An 18,289-nucleotide genomic window follows, 5' to 3' on the forward strand; every position below is an offset into this window, starting at 1 on the left:
ACCGCCGGAGCCCGACGGCCCGGACGACCGGGCCGGGCAGGTGGTCCGGGTGCCGGGCGGTGCGTCAGGAGATACAGCCGGACTTCGCGACGCTGATGCACCCGTCCTTGGCCACGCTGATGCAGCCGTCCTTGGCGGTGCCTCCGGAGTTGGCGGCGACCCAGCCCTTCCACACGTCTTCCTGGATCATCTTCTTGACGAGCTGTTCCATTCGGACCTCCGAGATGTGTCGGTATTCCGGCGGCGCGGATCGTCGCCGCCAAAACGACAGTAAAGCGATGGTCAAGGAAGTGTCAATGATGGTTAATCAGACAGCGATGAGTGGCGTGTGGCCGAGAGTTGACGGCCCGACAGATCGGTGCCGAAACGGCGGATCCGGTTCCGGAAACGGCCCGCCGGGCGGCCGCGGGGGTGCTCGTCGGCAGGGGCGTCCCGGCCGTTCGCCCGAGGCGGGGTCCCGGCCGGTCGGCCGGCGGTCCGTTACGGCCGGGCGCGGTTGACGATGGTGCAGATGTCGTCCGCGGTGCAGGCGGCGGGATCGGTGCTCGCGGCGCGGTCCGCGAGGCCGCGGAGCGCCTCCCGGGTGGTGGCGAGGTCGGCCATGCGCCGCTCGATGTCGGCGAGGTGCTCGTGGATGAGGCCGGTGACGTGACCGCAGGGGGCGTGGCCGTCGTCGCGCAGCACGAGGACCGAGCGGATCTCGGCGAGGGTGAGGCCCGCGCGCTGGGCGTCGCGGACGAACCCCAGCCGGGTCACGGTGCTCTCCGGGTAGTCGCGGTAGCCGCCCGCGGTGCGCGGCGGCGCCGGCAGCAGGCCGCTGTCCTCGTAGAAGCGGATGGTCCTGCCGGTGAGCCCGGTGCGGGTGGCGAGGTCGCCGATGCGCATGCCTCCAGGGTAGCCCTTGACCTTCCAGTGCACTGGAAGGTCTAGCGTCGGATGGAGAAGCGGGGAAGCCGAACGACGGTCCGGAGGACTGGGCACATGCGGATCACGGTGCTGACGGTGGCGGACTGCCCGAACGCGCGGCCGGCGCTGGAGCTGGCCACCGCCGCGCTGGACGGCCGGGAAGCCGAGGTGGAGCTGGTCGAGGTGGCCGACGAGGCCGAGGCCACCCGGCTGGGGATGTGCGGTTCGCCGACGATCCTGATCGACGGCACCGACCCGTTCCCGCCGCCCGGGGCGGCGCCCAGCCTGTCCTGCCGCCTCTACTGGAGAGCGGACGGCACGATGTCCGGCCTGCCGGAGGAGACCGCCCTGCGCCTGGCCCTCGCCGGGACGGCCGCTCCGGTCCGGGGCGCCGGGGCGGCGGACTGCTGCGCCCCGCCGCCGGACGTCCGGGATGTCGTCGACCGCTCCGGCCGTGGCCGCCGGGCCCCGGCCGAGCGCGGCCTGCGCGCGGTGCAACAGCGCATCCTGCGCCACTTCTCCGCCACCGGGACCGCCCCCGGGGCGCGGACGCTGCGGCCGGAAGCGGCCGAGGCCGGGCGGAGCGCCGGCGAGGTGCTCGCCGAGCTGGCCGAGGAGGACTTCATCACCCTGGACGAGGCGGGGAACATCCGCGCCGCCTATCCCTTCTCCGCCGTCCCCACCCGGCACCGGGTCCGCCTCGGCATCGGGGTGGAGGTGTGGTCGATGTGCGCCATCGACGCCCTGGGCATCCCGGCGATGCTCGGCCAGGACGCGGTGATCTCCTCCACCGACCCGGTGAGCGGCGACGCCGTCACGGTCACCTCGGCCGACGGCGTCCTGCGCTGGGACCCGGTGGACGCCGTGGTCTTCGTCGGGCAGCGTCCCGGAGGCGGTCCCGCGGCGGCGGCCTGCTGTGACGCGCTGAACTTCTTCACCGGTGCGGCGAACGCCGAGGCCTGGACGAGCGGGCACCCGGACGTCCCCGGCCGTACGGTCGGCCGGTCCGAGGCCGAGCGCATCGGCCGGGAGACCTTCGGGCACCTGCTCGCGCCCTGAGCGCCGGCCGACGGGCGGGCGCGGCGGGGCCTGCGGGCACGGCGCGGGCCGGTGCCGGCTCGGCTGGCCTCCGCCCGGCCGGCGCCGGTCAGGATCCGGTGGGCAGGAGCGCGGCGAGTTCCCCCAGGACCCGGGCCGCCGGCGCCGGGTGGACGAGCCAGCGCAGGTGGCCGCCTTCGAGGGTCCGGACGTCGAAGGGGTTGTCGGGGGTGAGCGCGTCGGCCTCGCGGATCATGCGGTCCTGCATGGCGGGCGGAATGCTGGTGTCGGCGGCCAGACGCACGTAGGTCCTGGGAATCCGGCCCCAGGTCGTGGCCTGCGCCCGGTCGGCGGACGTGCCGGCGTCGAGGTTCTCGTCGGGCTGGAAGGTGTTCAGGAAGGTCCGGAACTCGTCATCGGTGAGGTCGGCGGCGAACGCCTGCCGGAACGCGGCGAGCGCCGTCGGGTCGGCGGTGCGGAAGTTGACCCGGAGCAGGCCGAGTTCGGCCGGGTTCCCGGCGAGCGCGGCGGCGAAGGCGGCAGGGTCGACGGTCGCCATCTCCGGCTGGGCGTAGTAGCCGCTCACGTCCAGATCGACAGGGCACCAGGCGGAGACGTAGACGATCCGGTCGACCAGCTCGGGCCGAGCGTTGGCGACGGCGGTGGCCGTGATGCCGCCCCTGCTGTGGGCGACGAGGACGGTGGGTCCGTTCCGCTTGGCCCGTTCGAGGACGTCGGTCACGCGGGCGGCGTTGTCGGCGAGCGTGACCCCCTTGATGCTCCCCGGCTCCGCGGCGAGCGCTTCGAGGTCCTGGGGAGCCTGGTAGGGCGCGGGGAAGGTCGCCTCGAATCCGTGCCCCGGAAGGTCGACCGCGACGGATCGGTGCCCGAGCAGGGCGAGTTCGGCCTGTAGCGGCGCGAACGAGAACGAGTTGGCGAAGGCCCCGTGGACGAAGACGAAGGTCGGCAGGTTCTGCATGGCCTCAGCCTCCAGCAGAACGATCTTCGGAACAAGACCGGACCGAGGAGGGATCAGCTCCGGCGGGCGGGTGCGAACAGGCCGGTCCGCGTGACGCGTCCGGGCGGCCGGGGCCGGGAGGGCCGCGGAACCCGCGTGCGTCACGCGGCAGTCGGGCCTCAGCCGCCGGTGGTGGTCCGGGCGGCCTGGGTACGGCAGTGGGTGAGGGCGTAGGTGATGCGGCGGTCGGGGCTGGGGGTGGTGGCGAGGAGTTCGCCGGCTGTGACGAGGGTGGTCCAGTACCGGGCGGGGTTGCCGGTGCGGGGCAGGGGGCGGGCGGCGGCGAGGGAGAGGTAGGCGGTGGTGAGGTTGCCGGTGGTGAACCAGCGCTGGAGGCCGTGTTGGTGGCCGGGGCGGATGCCGCCCATGGCGTCGATGGCGGTCAGGAAGTGTTCCACGACGGCGAGTTCGGTGTCCGTGAGGCTCTTGGGGATGTCGAAGACGCCGAGGGCTTCGAGGAGTTCGCCGGTGTCGTTCTCGGAGTTCGGGCGGGGGTCGGCGAGCAGGGCGTCGCGGCAGTCGGCGAGGCGGCGGGTGGTCTCGGCGAGGGGGATGGCCAGGGCGAGGCAGACCGCGCGGGCGGAGGGCAGGGGCTTGCCGGAGCGCTTGGCGAGGAGCGCGTAGGTGGCGGCCGGGGTGGTGCCGCGGGACATGGCGTGGCGGGCGAGGGTGGCGAGGTTCATGGGGGCTCTCAGATGCTGACGAGGGTGGGGGCGCACAGGGCCCAGACGAACTTGCCGATGCCGCAAGGGCGGGTCTCGCAGCCCCAGCGGTGGGCGAGTTCGTTGACGAGGAACAGGCCGCGGCCGCGCTCGTCGTCCGGAGCGGCCGCACGGAGCGTGGGGTGGCCGGCGCCGGCGTCGTGGACTTCGAGGCGCAGGAGGCGGTCGGGGGTGAGGGTGAAGCGGATCTCGATGTGGCGGTCGTCGGGGGCGTCGGAGTGCTGGACGGCGTTGGCGAACAACTCGCCGAGGAGGAGTTCGGCGGTGTCGGCGTAGCGGTCGCCGGCGGGGAGACCGGAGAGGTAGGCCCGCAGCAAGTACCTTGCCAGGGGCGTGGATTCGGTCTCGGAGTCGAGGCGCGCGACGAACATACGGGGGCGACGGGCAGTGGGCATGGGGGTGCACCTCAGGGGGCGGAGGGGGCGTGCGAATGGGGCGCGCAGTTCACTCTGTGCATGCGGGTGACTGCGTTCCGGTAACAATGATCGACCTGCGGAGGTACGGTGACGCCCAGATCCACGTGTTGGGCGCGTGGCGCACAAGCAGGGGACAGCGATGGCACAGCGGAAGATCAAGCGCGGACCGACGGCCAGCTCCGCGATCATGTTCGGCGAAGAGCTCCGCTACGCGCGGGAGTCGGCGGGCTACACCCAGGAGGACCTGGGCAAGCTGATGCACCTCGACCGCACGGTGATCTCGCGGATGGAGACCGGGCGGCGGAAGCCGTCGGTCTTGGAGGTCGAGGAACTCGAAGGGATCCTGAACGCGGGTGGCCTGCTGAGGCGGTTGTACGGCCGGGTGGACTGGAACGCCTCGATCGAGCACCCGGATTGGTTCCAGGAGTATGTGGACCATGAGGCCGTTGTGGTCGGGCTGCGTGCGTACCAGGACAGCGTGATGTACGGCTTGTTGCAGTGCCGGCAGTACGCGCGGGCGCTCTTTACTAGTGGCGTTGCGGGCGGGAATCTGGAGGAGGTCGAGGAGCTGACCAGGGCCCGACTGAGTCGGCAGAGTCGCTTTCTCGAACCCGGTGGGCCGTTGTTGCTCGTCATCCTTGACGAGAGCGCCATCCGAACGGTCGTGGGTGGACCAAGTGTGATGAGGAGCCAGATGGAGCATCTGCTGCGCGTGGCTCAGCTACCGAACATCGTCGTTCAGGTGGCGCCGTTCTCGTGCCGTCGGATCATCTTCAACGCGGCTATGGTGTTGCTGGAGTTGCCGGACGGGCAACGCTCGGTGTACTCGGAGAGCCTCGATCGGGGTCATTTGACCGATGCTGCCGAAGCTGTGGCCAGGCATCAGCTTCGCTATGATCAGCTCCGGGCTGAATGCCTGTCAGAGGGTGACTCGCTTCAACTGGTCGCCGATGCGCTGGAGGGGTTCAAGGATGATGAGCAACGAGCTCGCCGCAGCCGCCTGGCGGAAGAGCAGCTACAGCGGCGACAACGGCGGCAACTGCATCGAGGTAGCCCCCGGTTTCCCGGGCCTCGTTCCTGTGCGTGATTCCAAGGACCCGCTGGGCCCGGCCCTCGTTTTCCCGGCCGCCGCGTGGGAAGCCTTCGTCAGGGCCGTCCGTGAGGGCGACTTCCCGGCGTAGCGCTCCCGGTGCCGGCGGCGCCTCCGGGGTGACCAGGGCCGTACCCGGGAGAGGGGACCTCCGGCCGTCGCCCGGAGGTGGCCGGAACCACCCCTCCGGATGGTCTATAGTTGTCCTCATCACCCAGATGCGCGGGTGGCGGAATAGGCAGACGCGCTGGATTCAGGTTCCAGTGCCCGAAAGGGCGTGGGGGTTCAACTCCCCCCTCGCGCACAGCGAACGGCCGTTCGCTCCGACACTTTGTCGGAGCGAACGGCCTTTTTGCTGTCCTGGCACCTATCAAGGTCGTCCCCTGGTGACATCGGGCCGACGGTGTTGCCGCTGTTCAGGTGGGTTTCGCAAGGTGGGGCGCTGGTGCCGTGCGGTAGTGGGGACCGGACGGTCGGTCCCCCGTCGACGGTGGGCGCGTCGAAGGCCGCGGTGGGTGGATCGTCGTCGGGCGAACGATTCACGGGTGACAGAGGGAGCCGGAGGATCGGGAAAGTACGCCTGCTTCTCCTCCGGTGCGAAGTCACGGGCAACGGCCGCACAGATCGCATTGATCGCTTCGGCGGTGTCCCACAGTCGCACGGTGGCGTCGTCGCCGGCGGTGGTCATAGAGACGGACCGGGCGGCGAGCATCCGAGACCGGTCGGCTTGACCGACGGCAGTTATGGTCCGGGCAACTGCGGCCTTCAGGTTGTCGTAGTGGACCTTGCTCCGCGGAACCCCGCCCAGCGTTCGCGAGGTTGGCACGACGCTCATGGCGTGCGAAGTGCGCCTCAGGTGGGGGATAGGACCGGGTGGTGGTCGTGCAACTGCGTCTCGCCGGCGGCGGACTGGAACGCCTCCGGCTCCCCGGCGTGCTTCGGTTCCCTCGGAGGGCGGGTCTCGGACTGCGGCATCGCCAACCGCTCCAGGCGGCCGCGTCGTACGCGCGCAGCGCCATCAATAGCTTGCTCAGCCCGTCGCAGGCCCAGGAGGCCAGCTGGTTCCCGTTCTCGCCGACGCCGAGCAGGACTGGAACGACGACGGTGGCGACCTTGCCGCTGCCCGGCCTCATCCGCAGCGCCCGCCCGACGGCCTGGCCCAAATGATCCGGCCGGACCCGCCACAGCCCGCCCAACGGCCCCCCGAGCACGCCGCCGACGCCATGCCGCGCTGCGTGGTCAACCGACGCAATGGGGCCGGCCGATCCGACCCTATGTCGGGTTGACCGGGGTACTTGCTGTCCGGGCCCGTATCAGGGTCGTCCCTTGCTTGCATTGGCCTGGTGGCGTTTGGGCTGGTCAGGCGGGGTTTGGAGGGTGGGGCAGATTGCGGTGCCTGGTGGTCTGCGGTAGTGGGATTCGGATGATCGGTTCCGTGCCGGCGGCTGGGGTGTGCTGCGACGCGTGCTCCGTGGCAGGACTGTCGTTGGGCGGATGGTTCATGAACGGCAGACGGGCTCGGAGGTAGCGGGTAGGTATGTTTGCTTTTCTTCGGGGGTGAGGCCACGGTCGACGGCCGAACAGATCTCGCTGATCGCGGTGTCCGGCGCGGTGTGGAACCAGAGCCGCACGGTGCTGTCGTTGCCGCCGGTGGCGAGGGTGTGTCCGTCCGGACTGAACGCCACCGCGAACACGGGACCGGTGTGGCCGGTGAGGGTGGTGGTGGTCTTGCCGGTGGCCATGTCCCACAACCGCACGGTGCCGTCGGCGCCAGCGGTGGCGAGGGTGTGTCCGTCCAGGCTGAACGCCACCGCCTTCACGGGACCGGTGTGGCCGGTGAGGGTGGTGGTGGTGGTCTTGCCGGTGGCCATGTCCCACAACCGCACGGTGTGGTCGTCGTCGCCGGTGGCGAGGGTGTGTCCGTCCGGACTGAACGCCACCGCATACACGAAACCGGTGTGGCCGGTGAAGGTGGTGGTGGTCTTGCCGGTGGCCACGTCCCACAACCGCACGGTGCCGTCGGCGCCAGCGGTGGCGAGGGTGTGTCCGTCCGGACTGAACGCCACCGCATGCACGGAACTGAACCGTACCGGGTACACGGTATCGGTGGAGACGGTGAGGGTGGTGGTGGTCTTGCCGGTGGCCACGTCCCACAACCGCACGATGCTGTCGCCGTCGCCGGTGGCGAGGGTGTGTCCGTCCGGACTGAACGCCACCGCATGCACGGAACCGGTGTGGCCGGTGAGGGTGGTGGTGGTCTTGCCGGTGGCCACGTCCCACAACCGCACGGTCCTGTCGCCGCTGCCGGTGGCGAGGGTGTGTCCGTCTGGACTGAACGCCACCGCGTACATGGGACCGATGTGGCCGGTGAAGGTAGTGACGGTTCTGATGGCGGCCACGTCCCACAGTCGCACGGTGTGGTCGTAGCCGCCGGTGGCGAGGGTGTGTCCGTCCGGACTGAACGCCACCGCGTTCACGGGACCGATGTGGCCGGTGAGGGCGGTGATGGTCCTGCCGGTGGCCACGTCCCACAGTCGCACGGTGTGGTCGTAGCCGCCGGTGGCGAGGGTGTGTCCGTCCGGACTGAACGCCACCGCGAACACGGGACCGGTGTGGCCGGTGAGGGTGGTGGTGGTCTTGCCGGTGGCCACGTCCCACAACCGCACGGTGTCGTCGCCGCCGGCGGTGGCGAGGGTGTGTCCGTCCGGGCTGAACGCCACCGCGTTCACGGTATCGGTGTGGTCGGTGAGGGTGGTGGTGGTCTTGCCGGTGGCCACGTCCCACAGTCGCACGGTGTCGTCGCCGCCGGCGGTGGCGAGGGTGTGTCCGTCCGGGCTGAACGCCACCGCGTTCACGGGACCGGTGTGGCCGGTGAGGGTGGTGGTGGTCTTGCCGGTGGCCACGTCCCACAACCGCACGGTCCTGTCGTAGCCGGCGGTGGCGAGGGTGTGTCCGTCCGGGCTGAACGCCACCGCGTTCACGGTATCGGTGTGGTCGGTGAGGGTGGTGGTGGTCTTGCCGGTGGCCACGTCCCACAGTCGCACGGTGTGGTCGCCGCCGGCGGTGGCGAGGGTGTGTCCGTCCGGGCTGAACGCCACCGCGTTCACGGTATCGGTGTGGTCGGTGAGGGTGGTGGTGGTCTTGCCGGTGGCCACGTCCCACAGTCGCACGGTGTGGTCGTCGCCGGTGGCGAGGGTGTGTCCGTCCGGGCTGAACGCCACCGCGTTCACGGTATCGGTGTGGTCGGTGAGGGTGGTGGTGGTCTTGCCGGTGGCCACGTCCCACAGTCGCACGGTGTGGTCGTCGCCGGTGGCGAGGGTGTGTCCGTCCGGGCTGAACGCCACCGCGTTCACGACACCGGTGTGGCTGGCGAGACGGTGGCGCAAGGGGAGGTTCGCGCCGTTGCTGAGGGCTGCGGCGGCCTCCGCGGTGCGGCTGGTGCGGTAGGCGGCGACCGCGAGAAGCGCGGCGAGGTCGGGGTCGGTGGCGATCAGGGAGGCGGACTGGGCGGCGAGCTGGCGGGACTGCGCGGTCTGCTGGGCGGTGACCGCCGTCTGCCGTTGCCAGAGTGCGATTCCCGCGGCGATCAGGGCGAGGGTGAGGACGGTGGCCAGGATGGTGTTGAGGCGTCGGCTGCGGCGGGCGGCGGCCTGCTGGCGGTGGCGCCCGGCTTTCAGGAAGTCGTCGATTCCGCCGGGCAGCCGACGGCGGTTCGACCAGTCGGTTCCCTCGGCGAGGAGGGTTCCGGAGGGCAGGTCCTGGGGGTCGCGGTGCTCCTGCCAGCGGACATGCTGCTGGCGGGCACGGTGGAGCCAGTCGTGGAAGCGGAGGTCCTGTTCGACCCAGTCGCGCAGGGTGTCCCAGTCGCGGATGAGCGCGTCGTGGACCAGTTCGGCCACCGCGGTTCCCTCCGCGTCCTGCGCAGGGGCTGGCCGCGTGTCGTCGCGGACCTGGTAGGTGGTGACGATGCGGTGTCGGGAGAGCACCGCCAGGACGTCGTCGACAGCCCGTAGGGCCTCGGGGGTTGTATCGGCCGCGGCGAGGTCGCGCAGTTCGCCGAGCGGGAGCTGCTGGCGCGCGGCCGGGATGTTCAGGGATGCGTCGGCGGGGCGTACCAGGGCGGTGAGGATTCCGCGGGCGGTGTCCCGTTGCCGGGGATCAAGTTCGCGCAGGGCGGTGTCGCACCAGTCGGTCAGGGCGCCGGTGACGGCGCCGATGCGGCGGTAGGCGTCGTGGGTGAGGCGGCCGTCGTAGGCCAGGCGGCGCTCCCACAGCCGGGTGAGGGCGACTTCGAGCAGGGGCAGCACGGTGACGGGCGCGCCGCCGGCACCGGGGCTGAGCTCCAGGACGTCGGTGATGATCTGCTCGGCCAGGCCCGGTTCGAAGGCCGTGTCCAGGTCGTGGGCGGGGCCGGTGACGATCGCGTCCAGGTCCGCGGCGCTCAGGGTGGCGGGGACGTTGAGGACGCCCTTCCTCTGGAGTGCGGTGTCCAGCAGGTCCGGGGCGAGCGTGGACAGGCGGGAGTAGAAGTCGTCGCGCATGACGAGGACGACGCTGAGTGGGGCGTCGGAGCGGATCGCGGCGGTGATCCGGGCGAGCGTCTGGCGGGCCTCGGGGCCGGCGGAGGGGGCGAGGAGTTCCTCGAATTGGTCGACGACCAGCACGACACGGGACGATTCAGGGGGCGCACCGGCCGCCCGGCCGGCGGCATCCGCCCCGCCGCTCCCGGGCAGGCCCGCGCGGGTGAGGGCGCCCGGCAGGTCCGGTCCCGGTCGCGTGAGGACCTGCCGCCAGCGGTCACTGCCCGGCAGGCTCCCCGCGGTCAGCGCGGGCAGCACTCCGGCCTGGACCAGCGAGGACTTCCCCGAACCGGACGGGCCCAGCAGCAGCACCACCCGCTGCCCGCCCCTCAGTCCCTCCAGGACCTGGCGCACCGCGTTCTCGCGGCCCCGGAACCAGCGGGCGTGCTCGGCGGTGAACGGTTCCAGCGCCCGGTAGGGCGACACGTCGTTCTCGCCGAGCGCGGGCCACACCTCGCGCAGGACGGAGGTGGGGGTGACGTAGGCGATGCCGTGGCCGCGGTGGTGTCCGTCAATGGCGGTGATCGCGGTGAGCATCCCCACCACCAGGCCGGTCACCTCGTCCAGGACCGGCCCGCCGCTGAACCCCTGGGTCAGGTCGTTGGCATCGGTGAGCTGCAACACCTCACCGACCTTGCCGTCGTCCGGGAGGATTCCGCCGGCCGTGGCGAACCCCAGGTGCCCGCCCGGAGGCGCCTGCACGGGAAAGCCGAACGAGCGCACCCGGTGCCCGCGCGCGCCCGCCGCCGACCCCAACTGCAACCGCTCCACCCCGACCGGATGCTCCAGGCGCACCAGCGCGACGTCCTGCTCCCGCGCGTCGCGCCACGCCTCCTCCAGCACCCGCCCGGTGACCTCCGGGGCGCCGGGTGCGCGCGGGAAGACCAGCGTCACCACCGCGCCGGGCCCGTAGCCGCCGTCCTCCAGAACGTGCGCACACGTCACCAGCAGGTCGTCCTCGACGAGGAAGCCCGCCCCCACCACCAGCCCGTCCCCGTCACGGACCTGCGCGACGGCCGCCGCCAGGCCATCGCCCGCACCGGCCGGCAAAGTCCCCCGTCCCGCCGTCATCCGCTCATGCCTCCGGCTCGTCGTCGGTCTCGGGAGCTTCGGCCACGGCCTCACCGGTGTCGGCCTCGTCCTTGCGCCACGTCACGCGCACCGTCAGATGGCACTTGGCAGCGGTCTTCGTGATCACCACCCCCGCCGCGGCGGAGAGGTCGACCCCGAACTCCACCTCCACCTCGTCCGGCCCCGCCTCCCGCAACCGGTGCAGCACCGTGCGCGCCAGACCGGTCACCGGCTCCAGCGCCGACCCCAGACTCTCCGGAAGCTCCCGCACCGCGTCACCGACCCGGCCCGCCTTCACCGGCCCCGCCGCGGCCTCCTCCGCCTCCACGAGGATCGAGCCCCCGCCCTCCAGCGGCACCCGCGCCAACTGCTGCCCCATGTCACCCCTTCCCAAGCGCCGCCACACGGCGGACACGGCCACACCGTAGTACTCGCACCGACGCGCAGAGAAACCGCGAACTCCCCAACAGACAGGGATGATTGGGCCGTTCCGACCGCTGCACGAACGGTCGCACCGACACCACGCTGCGGGGATGTGCGCGCGCCGGCCCGGGAAACGAGCTACATGCCCTGGGGAAGGAGGTCTCCAAACCGGGCATGGAACCCGACGTCACCGAATTCTGCCGGTTGACCACAATCCCCTGGGTGTCGAGCAGGCAGTCGGCGACCGGTCCGGCCGGGCCCTGCCTGGCGGTGCAGCCGGTGCCGTAGGCGTCGCCGCTGCCGGAGGTGAAGGTCGTCCCGGCGGGCAGCTTCATGTCCACGCGGACCCAGCTGGAGCGGTCGTCGTCGGGAGTGGTGACGGAGACCGTGTAGGCGATGTTCCCGTCCAGCAGCCCGATGCCCTTGGGGCCGGCGGACAGGGCTACGGCCAGGTGGGAGCTGCCCTCCCTGGTGGTCCCGGCCTCGGCGACGCTGCGCGGCTCGTCGCGCACGTGTGGAACGAGCCGTGGTCGTCCGGGTTAGGGACGTGAACCGAGGCACCGTTGTTCTCGGGCAGGCGGGCAGGCGGGCAGGCGGGCAGGCGAGCGGTTCGGTGGCCGTCGCGGCCGGAGCGGCGGCGAGCAGGGTGCCGGCGCCGATCAGCAGCGCGGCGGCGGGCAGGGCGAGAGCGCGGAACGGGCGCATGGCGGTGTCCACGGGTGACGGCGAGTGGGCCGTCCGTGATCATGCCGAGCGCTCGGCCCGGCCGAGAAGGGGCCCGCACGTTCCGGCCGAACAAGGCCACATCCTGACGGCGGTCCGTATCGACGACCACACGGCCGACGCCATCCCGCCGATCCGCTCGCGGCGAGGCCCGGGACAGCGCGGACCCGGCAAACCGCGCGGCGACGAGGCCGCGCCGGATAGCCGCTGGTCAGCGGATCGTGCCGGTCGGCCGCAGTGAACGGCCGGTCCCAGTGAACGGCCGGTCCCAGTGAACGGCCGGCCGCAGTGAACGGCCGGTCGCAGTGAACGGCCGGTCGATCTTCGGACCGTCCGGCCGTCCTGGCGTTCGGGGACGCCGGTGGCGGTGCTCCCCGGTGTGTGTACTTACGACTTTCCCCGTCGCCGTTTATCCCTCCCCCCGGCGGTGGGATCCCCCTCTCGAACGGCGAGGCCGCTCCTCGTCGAGGAACCGGAAGGGGGCCCGCGTGCAGTGGTCCGTGCCGAGGCGGGCGGCGGTCTCCATGACCGCGGCGGCGATCGCGGGTGCGGCCGTGATCCCCGGAGCCCGCGCACCCGCCGTCCCCAGACAGCTCGGCCGGCCCAGGGGCCACTCGGTGTGCGCGTTCACGGAACAGGACTTCCGGGGTCTGCTCGCGCACATCAGGCTGCCGCGGCTCCTGATCGAGCCGCCGATCGAGAGCGCGGCCAACCACAGCCACGTCACCTGGTGCTTCTACGAATCGCCCGCCTACGGAGGCCTCCACGTCGTCCTCGAACCGGGCCGCGGTACCGCCCGATTCCCCTACCCCGTCCGGTCCGCCCGGCCTGCCGGAAAGGGGTGAACGGTCCTCAGTCGCGCTCCGGGCGGCGGGCGTGGCGGAGGACGGCCAGGGCTGCCGCGCCGGCGAGGGCTCCGAGGGCGAGCACCGAGGCCACGGTCACCACGTCGGGGGCGGTGACCGGCTGGGAGCGCAGCGCCTGCCAGGTCAGCAGGAGCACCAGGCCCAGGTAGGCCAGTGCGGCGGTCCATACCAGGGCGACCCGGTGGCGCTCGGACAGCCCGCGCGGCCTGGTGACGAGCAGGAAGCCGACCAGCGGCAGCACCTGGAACGCGTGGAGGCCGACGAAGTGGGGCACCCGCAGATCGCCGCCGAGCGTGCTCCAGTCGGTGACCGGAAGCCCCGTACCGCCGTCGGCGAGCCCGACGGTGTGCGCGCCGATGACCGGCAGACCGTGGCCCTGCGCGGCGGCGGCGCGCTGCCGGGAGGTGGGCGTCGTCATCAGGAACGCGACGGCCATGCCCAGGGCGCACACCGCGAGGCCCAGGCGGAGCCCCCAGGCGAACACCGGTGGTTGCAGCCGCTGGCGCAGCACCAGGACGACGGTCGCCAGGGCCATCGTCCAGGTGGCGACGATGAAGGCGGCCATCGTCATCCACACCGTCGTCGCCGTCGCCGTACCGAAGTTGAAGTGGCTGGTGGTTCCGGACGCCGCCGCGGCGGCGATCAGGGCCATCTCGACGGTCAGGGACACGGCGGTCACCCGGGAGACGAGCCGGACGAGGCGGTCGCGGCCGCGGACGAAGGTGAGCAGCCACAGCAGGGTGAGCGTGTAGACGCTGATCGAGAGCGCGAAGCGGGCCGGTTTCGCCCAGGCGGGCTGCCCGGTGATCGACCGGGAGTCGGCGATCAGGCCCACCAGGGCGATGACCAGCATGACGCCCATCAGCACGGCCGTGCCGGCCGGCGGCCTGTTCGCCGTCCACGCCTGCCGCGCCGGCTCCGGGGACCTGCGGACCCACGCCATGTGCCGCCCTTCCCTGTGACCCACGGGTGTCTTCACGAGAACGGCCGGTCGACCTCGTGGTCGACCGGCCGTTCTGTCATTCCGGGAACCGGATGGCGGCGGCCCGCTCCGGGGCCTCAGGCCGCCGGTGGTGCGGGGTCCGTCACCCGTTGTTCCAGGTGGCGCCCGAGCCGGTGAACCCACCGGTGACGCCGGTGTCGTCGGACCAGACGAAGAAGTCGGCGTGCGAGACACCCTCGGGGCTGACGGAGGACTCGACGGCCGCCGCACCGGCACCGTTCTGGTTGGCGACGAAGAAGCCCTGACCGAAGGACGCGTCCAGGCCCTCGGTGGCCGAGGCCAGGCCGGCGCAGCCGATCACGAGCGGGACGGTCAGGGCGCCGACGGCCAGGACACGCTTGAGAGCACGCATGATGATTTCCTCCGTGGAGTTCGAGGTCACAGCTGGCAGCACCGGTCGGCCCCGCCGGAACCAGACAGCCACGCGCCGCCACCCCCCGCAAGCGCCGCCGCCATCCGAACAGACCCAACGGCCCGTCAGACACACCGCGCCGACCTGCGGAAATGGCCGACCGGGTGATCGTCTCGCAAGGTCGTTCGGGCGGAGCAGACGGTGCACCCGGGAGGCAGTGGGACGGCCGGCCGAGCCGAGGGGCGACCGGCCGCCGGGGCCGGCCGGGGCGGGTGGCGCAGTGGCCGGGGAGGCCACCGGGAGGAGGCTCCGGTGGAGGGATGCGGGAGCCGTGGCGGAACTCGCTTTCGGGGCCGGCCCGTGACGTCGGCACGGACCGGGTGACATTGCCCACACGCGGCCGCCGAATGGCGCAATACGAGAAAGGACGAGAAAAGGGCGCGACGCGTCGAGTGGAACCACGGGCCCGGCTCCGCTTCACCGTGGAATCGTCGGCGCATCGGTCGGCCGACGGCGCGAACCGGATGGCCGATCGCATCGGCGCACGTCGGACGGTACGTCCTGTCGGCCGGCGAGCCGCCCGGCAGGTGGCCGGAAAAGGACCGGCAGGTCCACGACTTGACCATCCGTTTGCCCTCATAATGGGTGCGGTCAGGGGTGTTCACGGGCCGCGCCGAGGGGATTTCCGTCAGGAAGTCCGGATCCGGCGCGCAGGTGGCGGGGCCGGAACTGCGCGGGAGGGGAACGGCGGTGGTGGGCGGGGACGGAGCCGGAGTGCTCGGCGTCGGGGAGCGGGCGCTGGTCGGCCGGGACGGTGACCTGCGGCTGGTCAGGGAACGGCTCGGCCTCGGGTCGGGCGGCGGGGCGCTGCTGCTCTCCGGGGAGGCCGGGGTCGGCAAGAGCGCCGTGCTGGACGCGGTCGCCGGGTGTGCGCTCGCGGACGGCGTCCGGGTGCTCAGGGCCTCGGGCGTGGAGTTCGAGGCCGACTGCGGCTACTCGGGCCTCAACCAGATCCTGTTCGCGCACCTGGGTGCCCTGGAACACCTCGACGCCGCGCTGCGCGACGCCCTGCGCGTCGTCCTCGGCTTCGACAGCGGCCCGCCGCCGGAGCAACTCCTCGTCTCCAACGCCATGCTGAGGCTCATCCAGACCGTCGCGGGCGGGCAGCCGCTGCTGCTCGTCGTCGACGACCTGCACTGGGTCGACCAGGCCAGCACCAGCGTGCTCGGCTTCGCCGCCCGGCGGGTGGCCGGCCTGGGCGTGAGCTTCGTGGCGGCGGCGCGCTCCGGCGAGCTGGGGGCCAGGGAGAGCGGAGCCTTCCCCACGTACGAACTCCCGCCGCTCGACGAGGAGTCGGCGGCCCGGCTGCTCACCGACCGGTTCCCCGGCCTCGCCCGCGGCGCCCGTCGGCGGCTGCTGGCCGAGGCCGGCGGCAACCCGCTGGCGCTGCTGGAACTGCCGACCGTCGTGCAGCCCTCCGTCGACTCCCCGGCCGTACCGTCGCTCAGCTGCCGGCTGGAGACGCTGTTCGGCTCGCGGATCAGCCGGGTGCCCGCGCCCTCCCGGCAACTGCTGCTGCTCGCCGCCCTGGAGGGCAACGGCGACCTCGGCGTGCTCCAGGCGGCCGCCCGGCACGCCGACGGCGGGTACGGCCTGGAGGACCTCGCCGCGGTCGAGCGCGAGCGGCTGGTGCACATCGAGGAGGGCGGGCAGCGGCTGAGGTTCCGGCACCCGCTCATCTGCTCCGCCGTGGTGAGCCCCGCCCTCAGCAGCGAACGGCGCGCCGCGCACGCGGCGCTCGCCCACGCCCTCGCCGACCAGCCCGAACGCCGCGCCTGGCACCTAGGCGAGGCCACCCTGGAGCCCGACGAGGAGGTCGCCGCGGAGCTGGAGCACGCCGCCGGCCTCACCCTGCGGCGCGGCGACGCCGCCGGGGCCATGCGGACGCTGGTCCGCTCGGCCGCCCTCTCCCCGGAAGGGCCGAACCGCGGCCGCCGCCTCGCCGAGGCCGCCTACCTGGGGGCCGAGTCCACCGGGGCCCTGACCAGCGCCCGCAAGCTTCTGGACGACGCGCGCCAGGCCGTCCCCGCGGGCGAGGACTCGCTGCACTCGGCCACCGCGTCCGCGCTGCTCGTCCTCAACGGGGACGGCGACGTGGGGGCCTCCCACCGGCTGCTGACCGCCGCCATCGAGTCCGCGGCCGGCGCCCACGGGTACCGGGCCGACGACAAGGCACTCGTCGACGCGCTGCACGTCCTCGCGGTGGTCTGCTTCTTCGGCGCCCGGCCCGACCTGTGGCGCTGCTACGACCGGGCGGTGGAACGCCTCACACCCGAGCCACCCGCCATCCTGACCGTCCTGGGCCGCACCTTCGCCGACCCCGCGCGCACCGGCGCGGCCGCACACGGCAGGCTCGACGCCCTGATGGCCTCGCTGGGCGAGGAGGCCGACCCGGTCCTGGTCACCAGGGTGGGCACCGGCGCCCTCTACCTCGACCGCCTCGGCGAGGTCCGCGACGCGGCCTGGCAGGTGGTGCGGGCGGGACGCGAGGGCGGCCCGGCCAGGCGGTACCTCTCCTCGCTCATCCACCTGTGCCTGGAGGACTACCTCACCGGACGGTGGGACGAGGCGCTCGCCCTCGCCGCCGAGGGCCTGCGGGCCTGCGAGGACCACGGCTACCGCGCCTTCGCCTGGTACTTCCTCTACATCGACGCCATCGTCCTCGGCGCCCGCGGGGACACGGAGGAGAGCCTCACCACCGCCGGGCAGATCATCGACTGGGCCGAGAGCCACGACGCGCCCTGCGCCGCGCACTACGCCCACCACGCCGCCGCCGTGGCGGCCCTCGGCAGCGGGGACTTCGCGCTCGCCTACGGGCACGCCGCCGCGGTCAGCCCGGCCGGCACCCTCGCCTCGCACGTCCCCCACGCGCTGTGGGTGGCCGCGCACCTCGTGGAGGCCGCCGCCCGGAGCGGCCGGCGTGAGGAGGCCGCCGCCCACGTCCTGGCCATGCGCGGCGCCGGCCTCGGCGCCGTGTCCTCCCGGCACGCCATGCTGCTGGAGGCGTCGGCCGCGCTGTGTGCCGACGACGACGAGGAGGCCCTGCGCCGCTTCGCCCTCGCGCTCGGCACCCCCGGCGCCGAGCGGTGGCGCTTCGACCACGCCCGGGTCCGGCTCGGGTACGGCGAACGGCTCCGCCGGGCCCGGGCGACGGCCGAGGCGAGGGCCCAACTCGGCGCCGCACTGGCCGTCTTCGAGGAGCTGGACGCCCGGCCGTGGGCCGAGCGGGCGAGGAACGAGCTGCGGGCGACGGGCCGGAGCGGCCCGCGGCCCGAAGCCGTGGACGGCGGCCACGGACTGAGCGCCCAGAAGCTGGAGGTCGCCCGGCTGGCCGCCTCCGGGCTCACCAACAAGCAGATCGCCGAGCGCCTGTTCCTGTCGCACCGGACGGTCGGCGCGCACCTGTACCAGATCTACGAGAAGCTCGGCATCACCTCCCGCACCATGCTGCGCGACGCCCTCGCCGGTGCGGTGAAGCCGCCGCGGTGACCGGGCCGGGGTGACCGGGCCGCGGTGGCCGGGCCGTGCCGGGGCGCGTGGGCTTCGCTACCGGGCCGCGGCCGCCGGGCCGTCGTTGCCTCCGGCAGCTCCGGTGGCTCGGGCACCCCGGGCGTACACGGTGAAGGAGGCCAGGCCGGAGGGTAGCGTCCAGGCCCCGTGCGCCGCCCGGACGGACACCTTGTAGCGGTGCGGCCTGTCGTCCCGCCGGCCGGGCGCGGCCTGGCCGGCCTGGGCGGTCGTCGTGGCCAGCACCGTGACGGTCGACGCGGTCGCCAACAGGCCTTGCCGGAAGAGTTTTTGATTGATCGTCATCAATGCCGATGGTCTGGAATTCCGGCGGCTCTGGCGATGGCTTCCACCCGGATTCATGCGAACGAGTGGTCGCGATCCGGCCGGGTTCGAGGCGGCCCGCGACGTGCCTCCGGTGGCCCGCCGCGGGCCCTCCGCCGGCCGCCGGAGGGGTGGGCGCCGTCGGCGGTCCTCCCTCGATCGGGGGAGGACCGCTGGTCGGAAGGCCGGT

At 72.8% G+C, this 18,289-nt stretch carries 16 protein-coding genes and 1 tRNA gene; 6 read left to right on the forward strand and 11 right to left on the reverse strand.

Translation table 11 applies throughout. The annotated features are described in order from the left end of the window. Positions 1–64 precede the first annotated feature (64 nt). Together BU198_RS05205 and BU198_RS05210 are read right to left on the reverse strand one after the other, a co-directional pair. Positions 65–211, reverse strand: coding sequence for a hypothetical protein (locus BU198_RS05205; protein ID WP_188295645.1), 147 nt, complete (start codon positions 209–211; stop codon positions 65–67). A 269-nt stretch (positions 212–480) separates the two neighbouring features. After that, a complete protein-coding gene (locus BU198_RS05210; protein WP_188295646.1) occupies positions 481–885 on the reverse strand; it encodes a heavy metal-responsive transcriptional regulator in 405 nt (134 codons plus the stop codon). A 96-nt stretch (positions 886–981) separates the two neighbouring features. Between BU198_RS05210 and BU198_RS05215 the strand changes: the two genes are divergently transcribed. Beyond that, the gene (locus BU198_RS05215; protein ID WP_188295647.1) at positions 982–1,965 is read left to right on the forward strand and encodes an alkylmercury lyase family protein; all 984 of its coding nucleotides are present in this window, start codon (positions 982–984) and stop codon (positions 1,963–1,965) included. Positions 1,966–2,053: 88 nt separating this feature from the next. Here the strand turns inward: BU198_RS05215 and BU198_RS05220 are convergent, their stop codons facing one another. The 3 genes from BU198_RS05220 to BU198_RS05230 all read right to left on the reverse strand — a co-directional run bounded on the left by BU198_RS05220 (position 2,054) and on the right by BU198_RS05230 (position 4,079). Next, a complete protein-coding gene (locus tag BU198_RS05220) occupies positions 2,054–2,923 on the reverse strand; it encodes an alpha/beta hydrolase (RefSeq protein ID WP_188295648.1) in 870 nt (289 codons plus the stop codon). Between the two features lie 158 nt (positions 2,924–3,081). Further along, entirely contained in the window at positions 3,082–3,645 is a 564-nt protein-coding gene (locus BU198_RS05225) for a hypothetical protein (protein WP_188295649.1), read from the reverse strand. A gap of 8 nt (positions 3,646–3,653) precedes the next feature. Next, on the reverse strand, positions 3,654–4,079 hold the full coding sequence (locus tag BU198_RS05230) for an ATP-binding protein (RefSeq protein WP_188295650.1): 426 nt from the start codon (positions 4,077–4,079) through the stop codon (positions 3,654–3,656). 160 nt (positions 4,080–4,239) lie between these two features. Between BU198_RS05230 and BU198_RS05235 the strand changes: the two genes are divergently transcribed. The 3 genes from BU198_RS05235 to BU198_RS05240 all read left to right on the forward strand — a co-directional run bounded on the left by BU198_RS05235 (position 4,240) and on the right by BU198_RS05240 (position 5,494). Then, on the forward strand, positions 4,240–5,187 hold the full coding sequence (locus BU198_RS05235; protein WP_317619972.1) for a helix-turn-helix transcriptional regulator: 948 nt from the start codon (positions 4,240–4,242) through the stop codon (positions 5,185–5,187). After that, entirely contained in the window at positions 5,144–5,281 is a 138-nt protein-coding gene (locus BU198_RS41820; protein WP_317619974.1) for a DUF397 domain-containing protein, read from the forward strand. The genes BU198_RS05235 and BU198_RS41820 overlap by 44 nt, the downstream gene beginning before the upstream one ends. Positions 5,282–5,410: 129 nt before the next feature. Further along, positions 5,411–5,494, forward strand: a tRNA-Leu gene (locus BU198_RS05240). 1,195 nt (positions 5,495–6,689) lie between these two features. Here BU198_RS05240 and BU198_RS05245 read toward each other — a convergent pair. The 3 genes from BU198_RS05245 to BU198_RS05255 are packed head-to-tail and all read right to left on the reverse strand — an operon-like array spanning position 6,690 to position 11,776. Then, positions 6,690–10,841 carry an eIF2A-related protein gene (locus BU198_RS05245; protein WP_188295651.1) on the reverse strand — a complete coding sequence of 1,384 codons (4,152 nt, stop codon included), beginning with the start codon at positions 10,839–10,841 and terminating at the stop codon, positions 6,690–6,692. Between the two features lie 4 nt (positions 10,842–10,845). Further along, complete coding sequence (locus tag BU198_RS05250) at positions 10,846–11,220, reverse strand: CU044_2847 family protein (RefSeq protein ID WP_188295652.1); 375 nt, start codon at positions 11,218–11,220, stop codon at positions 10,846–10,848. Between the two features lies 1 nt (position 11,221). Then, positions 11,222–11,776, reverse strand: a complete 555-nt coding sequence (locus BU198_RS05255; protein WP_188295653.1) for a hypothetical protein — start codon at positions 11,774–11,776, stop codon at positions 11,222–11,224. A 699-nt stretch (positions 11,777–12,475) separates the two neighbouring features. Between BU198_RS05255 and BU198_RS05260 the strand changes: the two genes are divergently transcribed. Further along, entirely contained in the window at positions 12,476–12,832 is a 357-nt protein-coding gene (locus BU198_RS05260; protein WP_188295654.1) for a peptidase inhibitor family I36 protein, read from the forward strand. Between the two features lie 7 nt (positions 12,833–12,839). Here BU198_RS05260 and BU198_RS05265 read toward each other — a convergent pair whose 3' ends face one another. Further along, complete coding sequence (locus BU198_RS05265; RefSeq protein WP_223243952.1) at positions 12,840–13,796, reverse strand: hypothetical protein; 957 nt, start codon at positions 13,794–13,796, stop codon at positions 12,840–12,842. A 142-nt stretch (positions 13,797–13,938) separates the two neighbouring features. After that, positions 13,939–14,208: a hypothetical protein gene (locus BU198_RS05270; protein WP_188295655.1), complete on the reverse strand. Its 270-nt coding sequence runs from the start codon at positions 14,206–14,208 to the stop codon at positions 13,939–13,941. Positions 14,209–14,961: 753 nt separating this feature from the next. Here BU198_RS05270 and BU198_RS05275 point away from each other — a divergent pair. Continuing rightward, positions 14,962–17,757, forward strand: coding sequence for an ATP-binding protein (locus BU198_RS05275; protein WP_317619973.1), 2,796 nt, complete (start codon positions 14,962–14,964; stop codon positions 17,755–17,757). Positions 17,758–17,814: 57 nt separating this feature from the next. Here BU198_RS05275 and BU198_RS05280 read toward each other — a convergent pair whose 3' ends face one another. Next, on the reverse strand, positions 17,815–18,081 hold the full coding sequence (locus BU198_RS05280; RefSeq protein ID WP_188295656.1) for a hypothetical protein: 267 nt from the start codon (positions 18,079–18,081) through the stop codon (positions 17,815–17,817). Between the last annotated feature and the right edge of the window lie 208 nt (positions 18,082–18,289).

The sequence above is a fragment of the Streptomyces sp. CBMA156 genome (assembly GCF_014596515.1).
In the GTDB taxonomy this organism is placed as follows: domain Bacteria; phylum Actinomycetota; class Actinomycetes; order Streptomycetales; family Streptomycetaceae; genus Kitasatospora.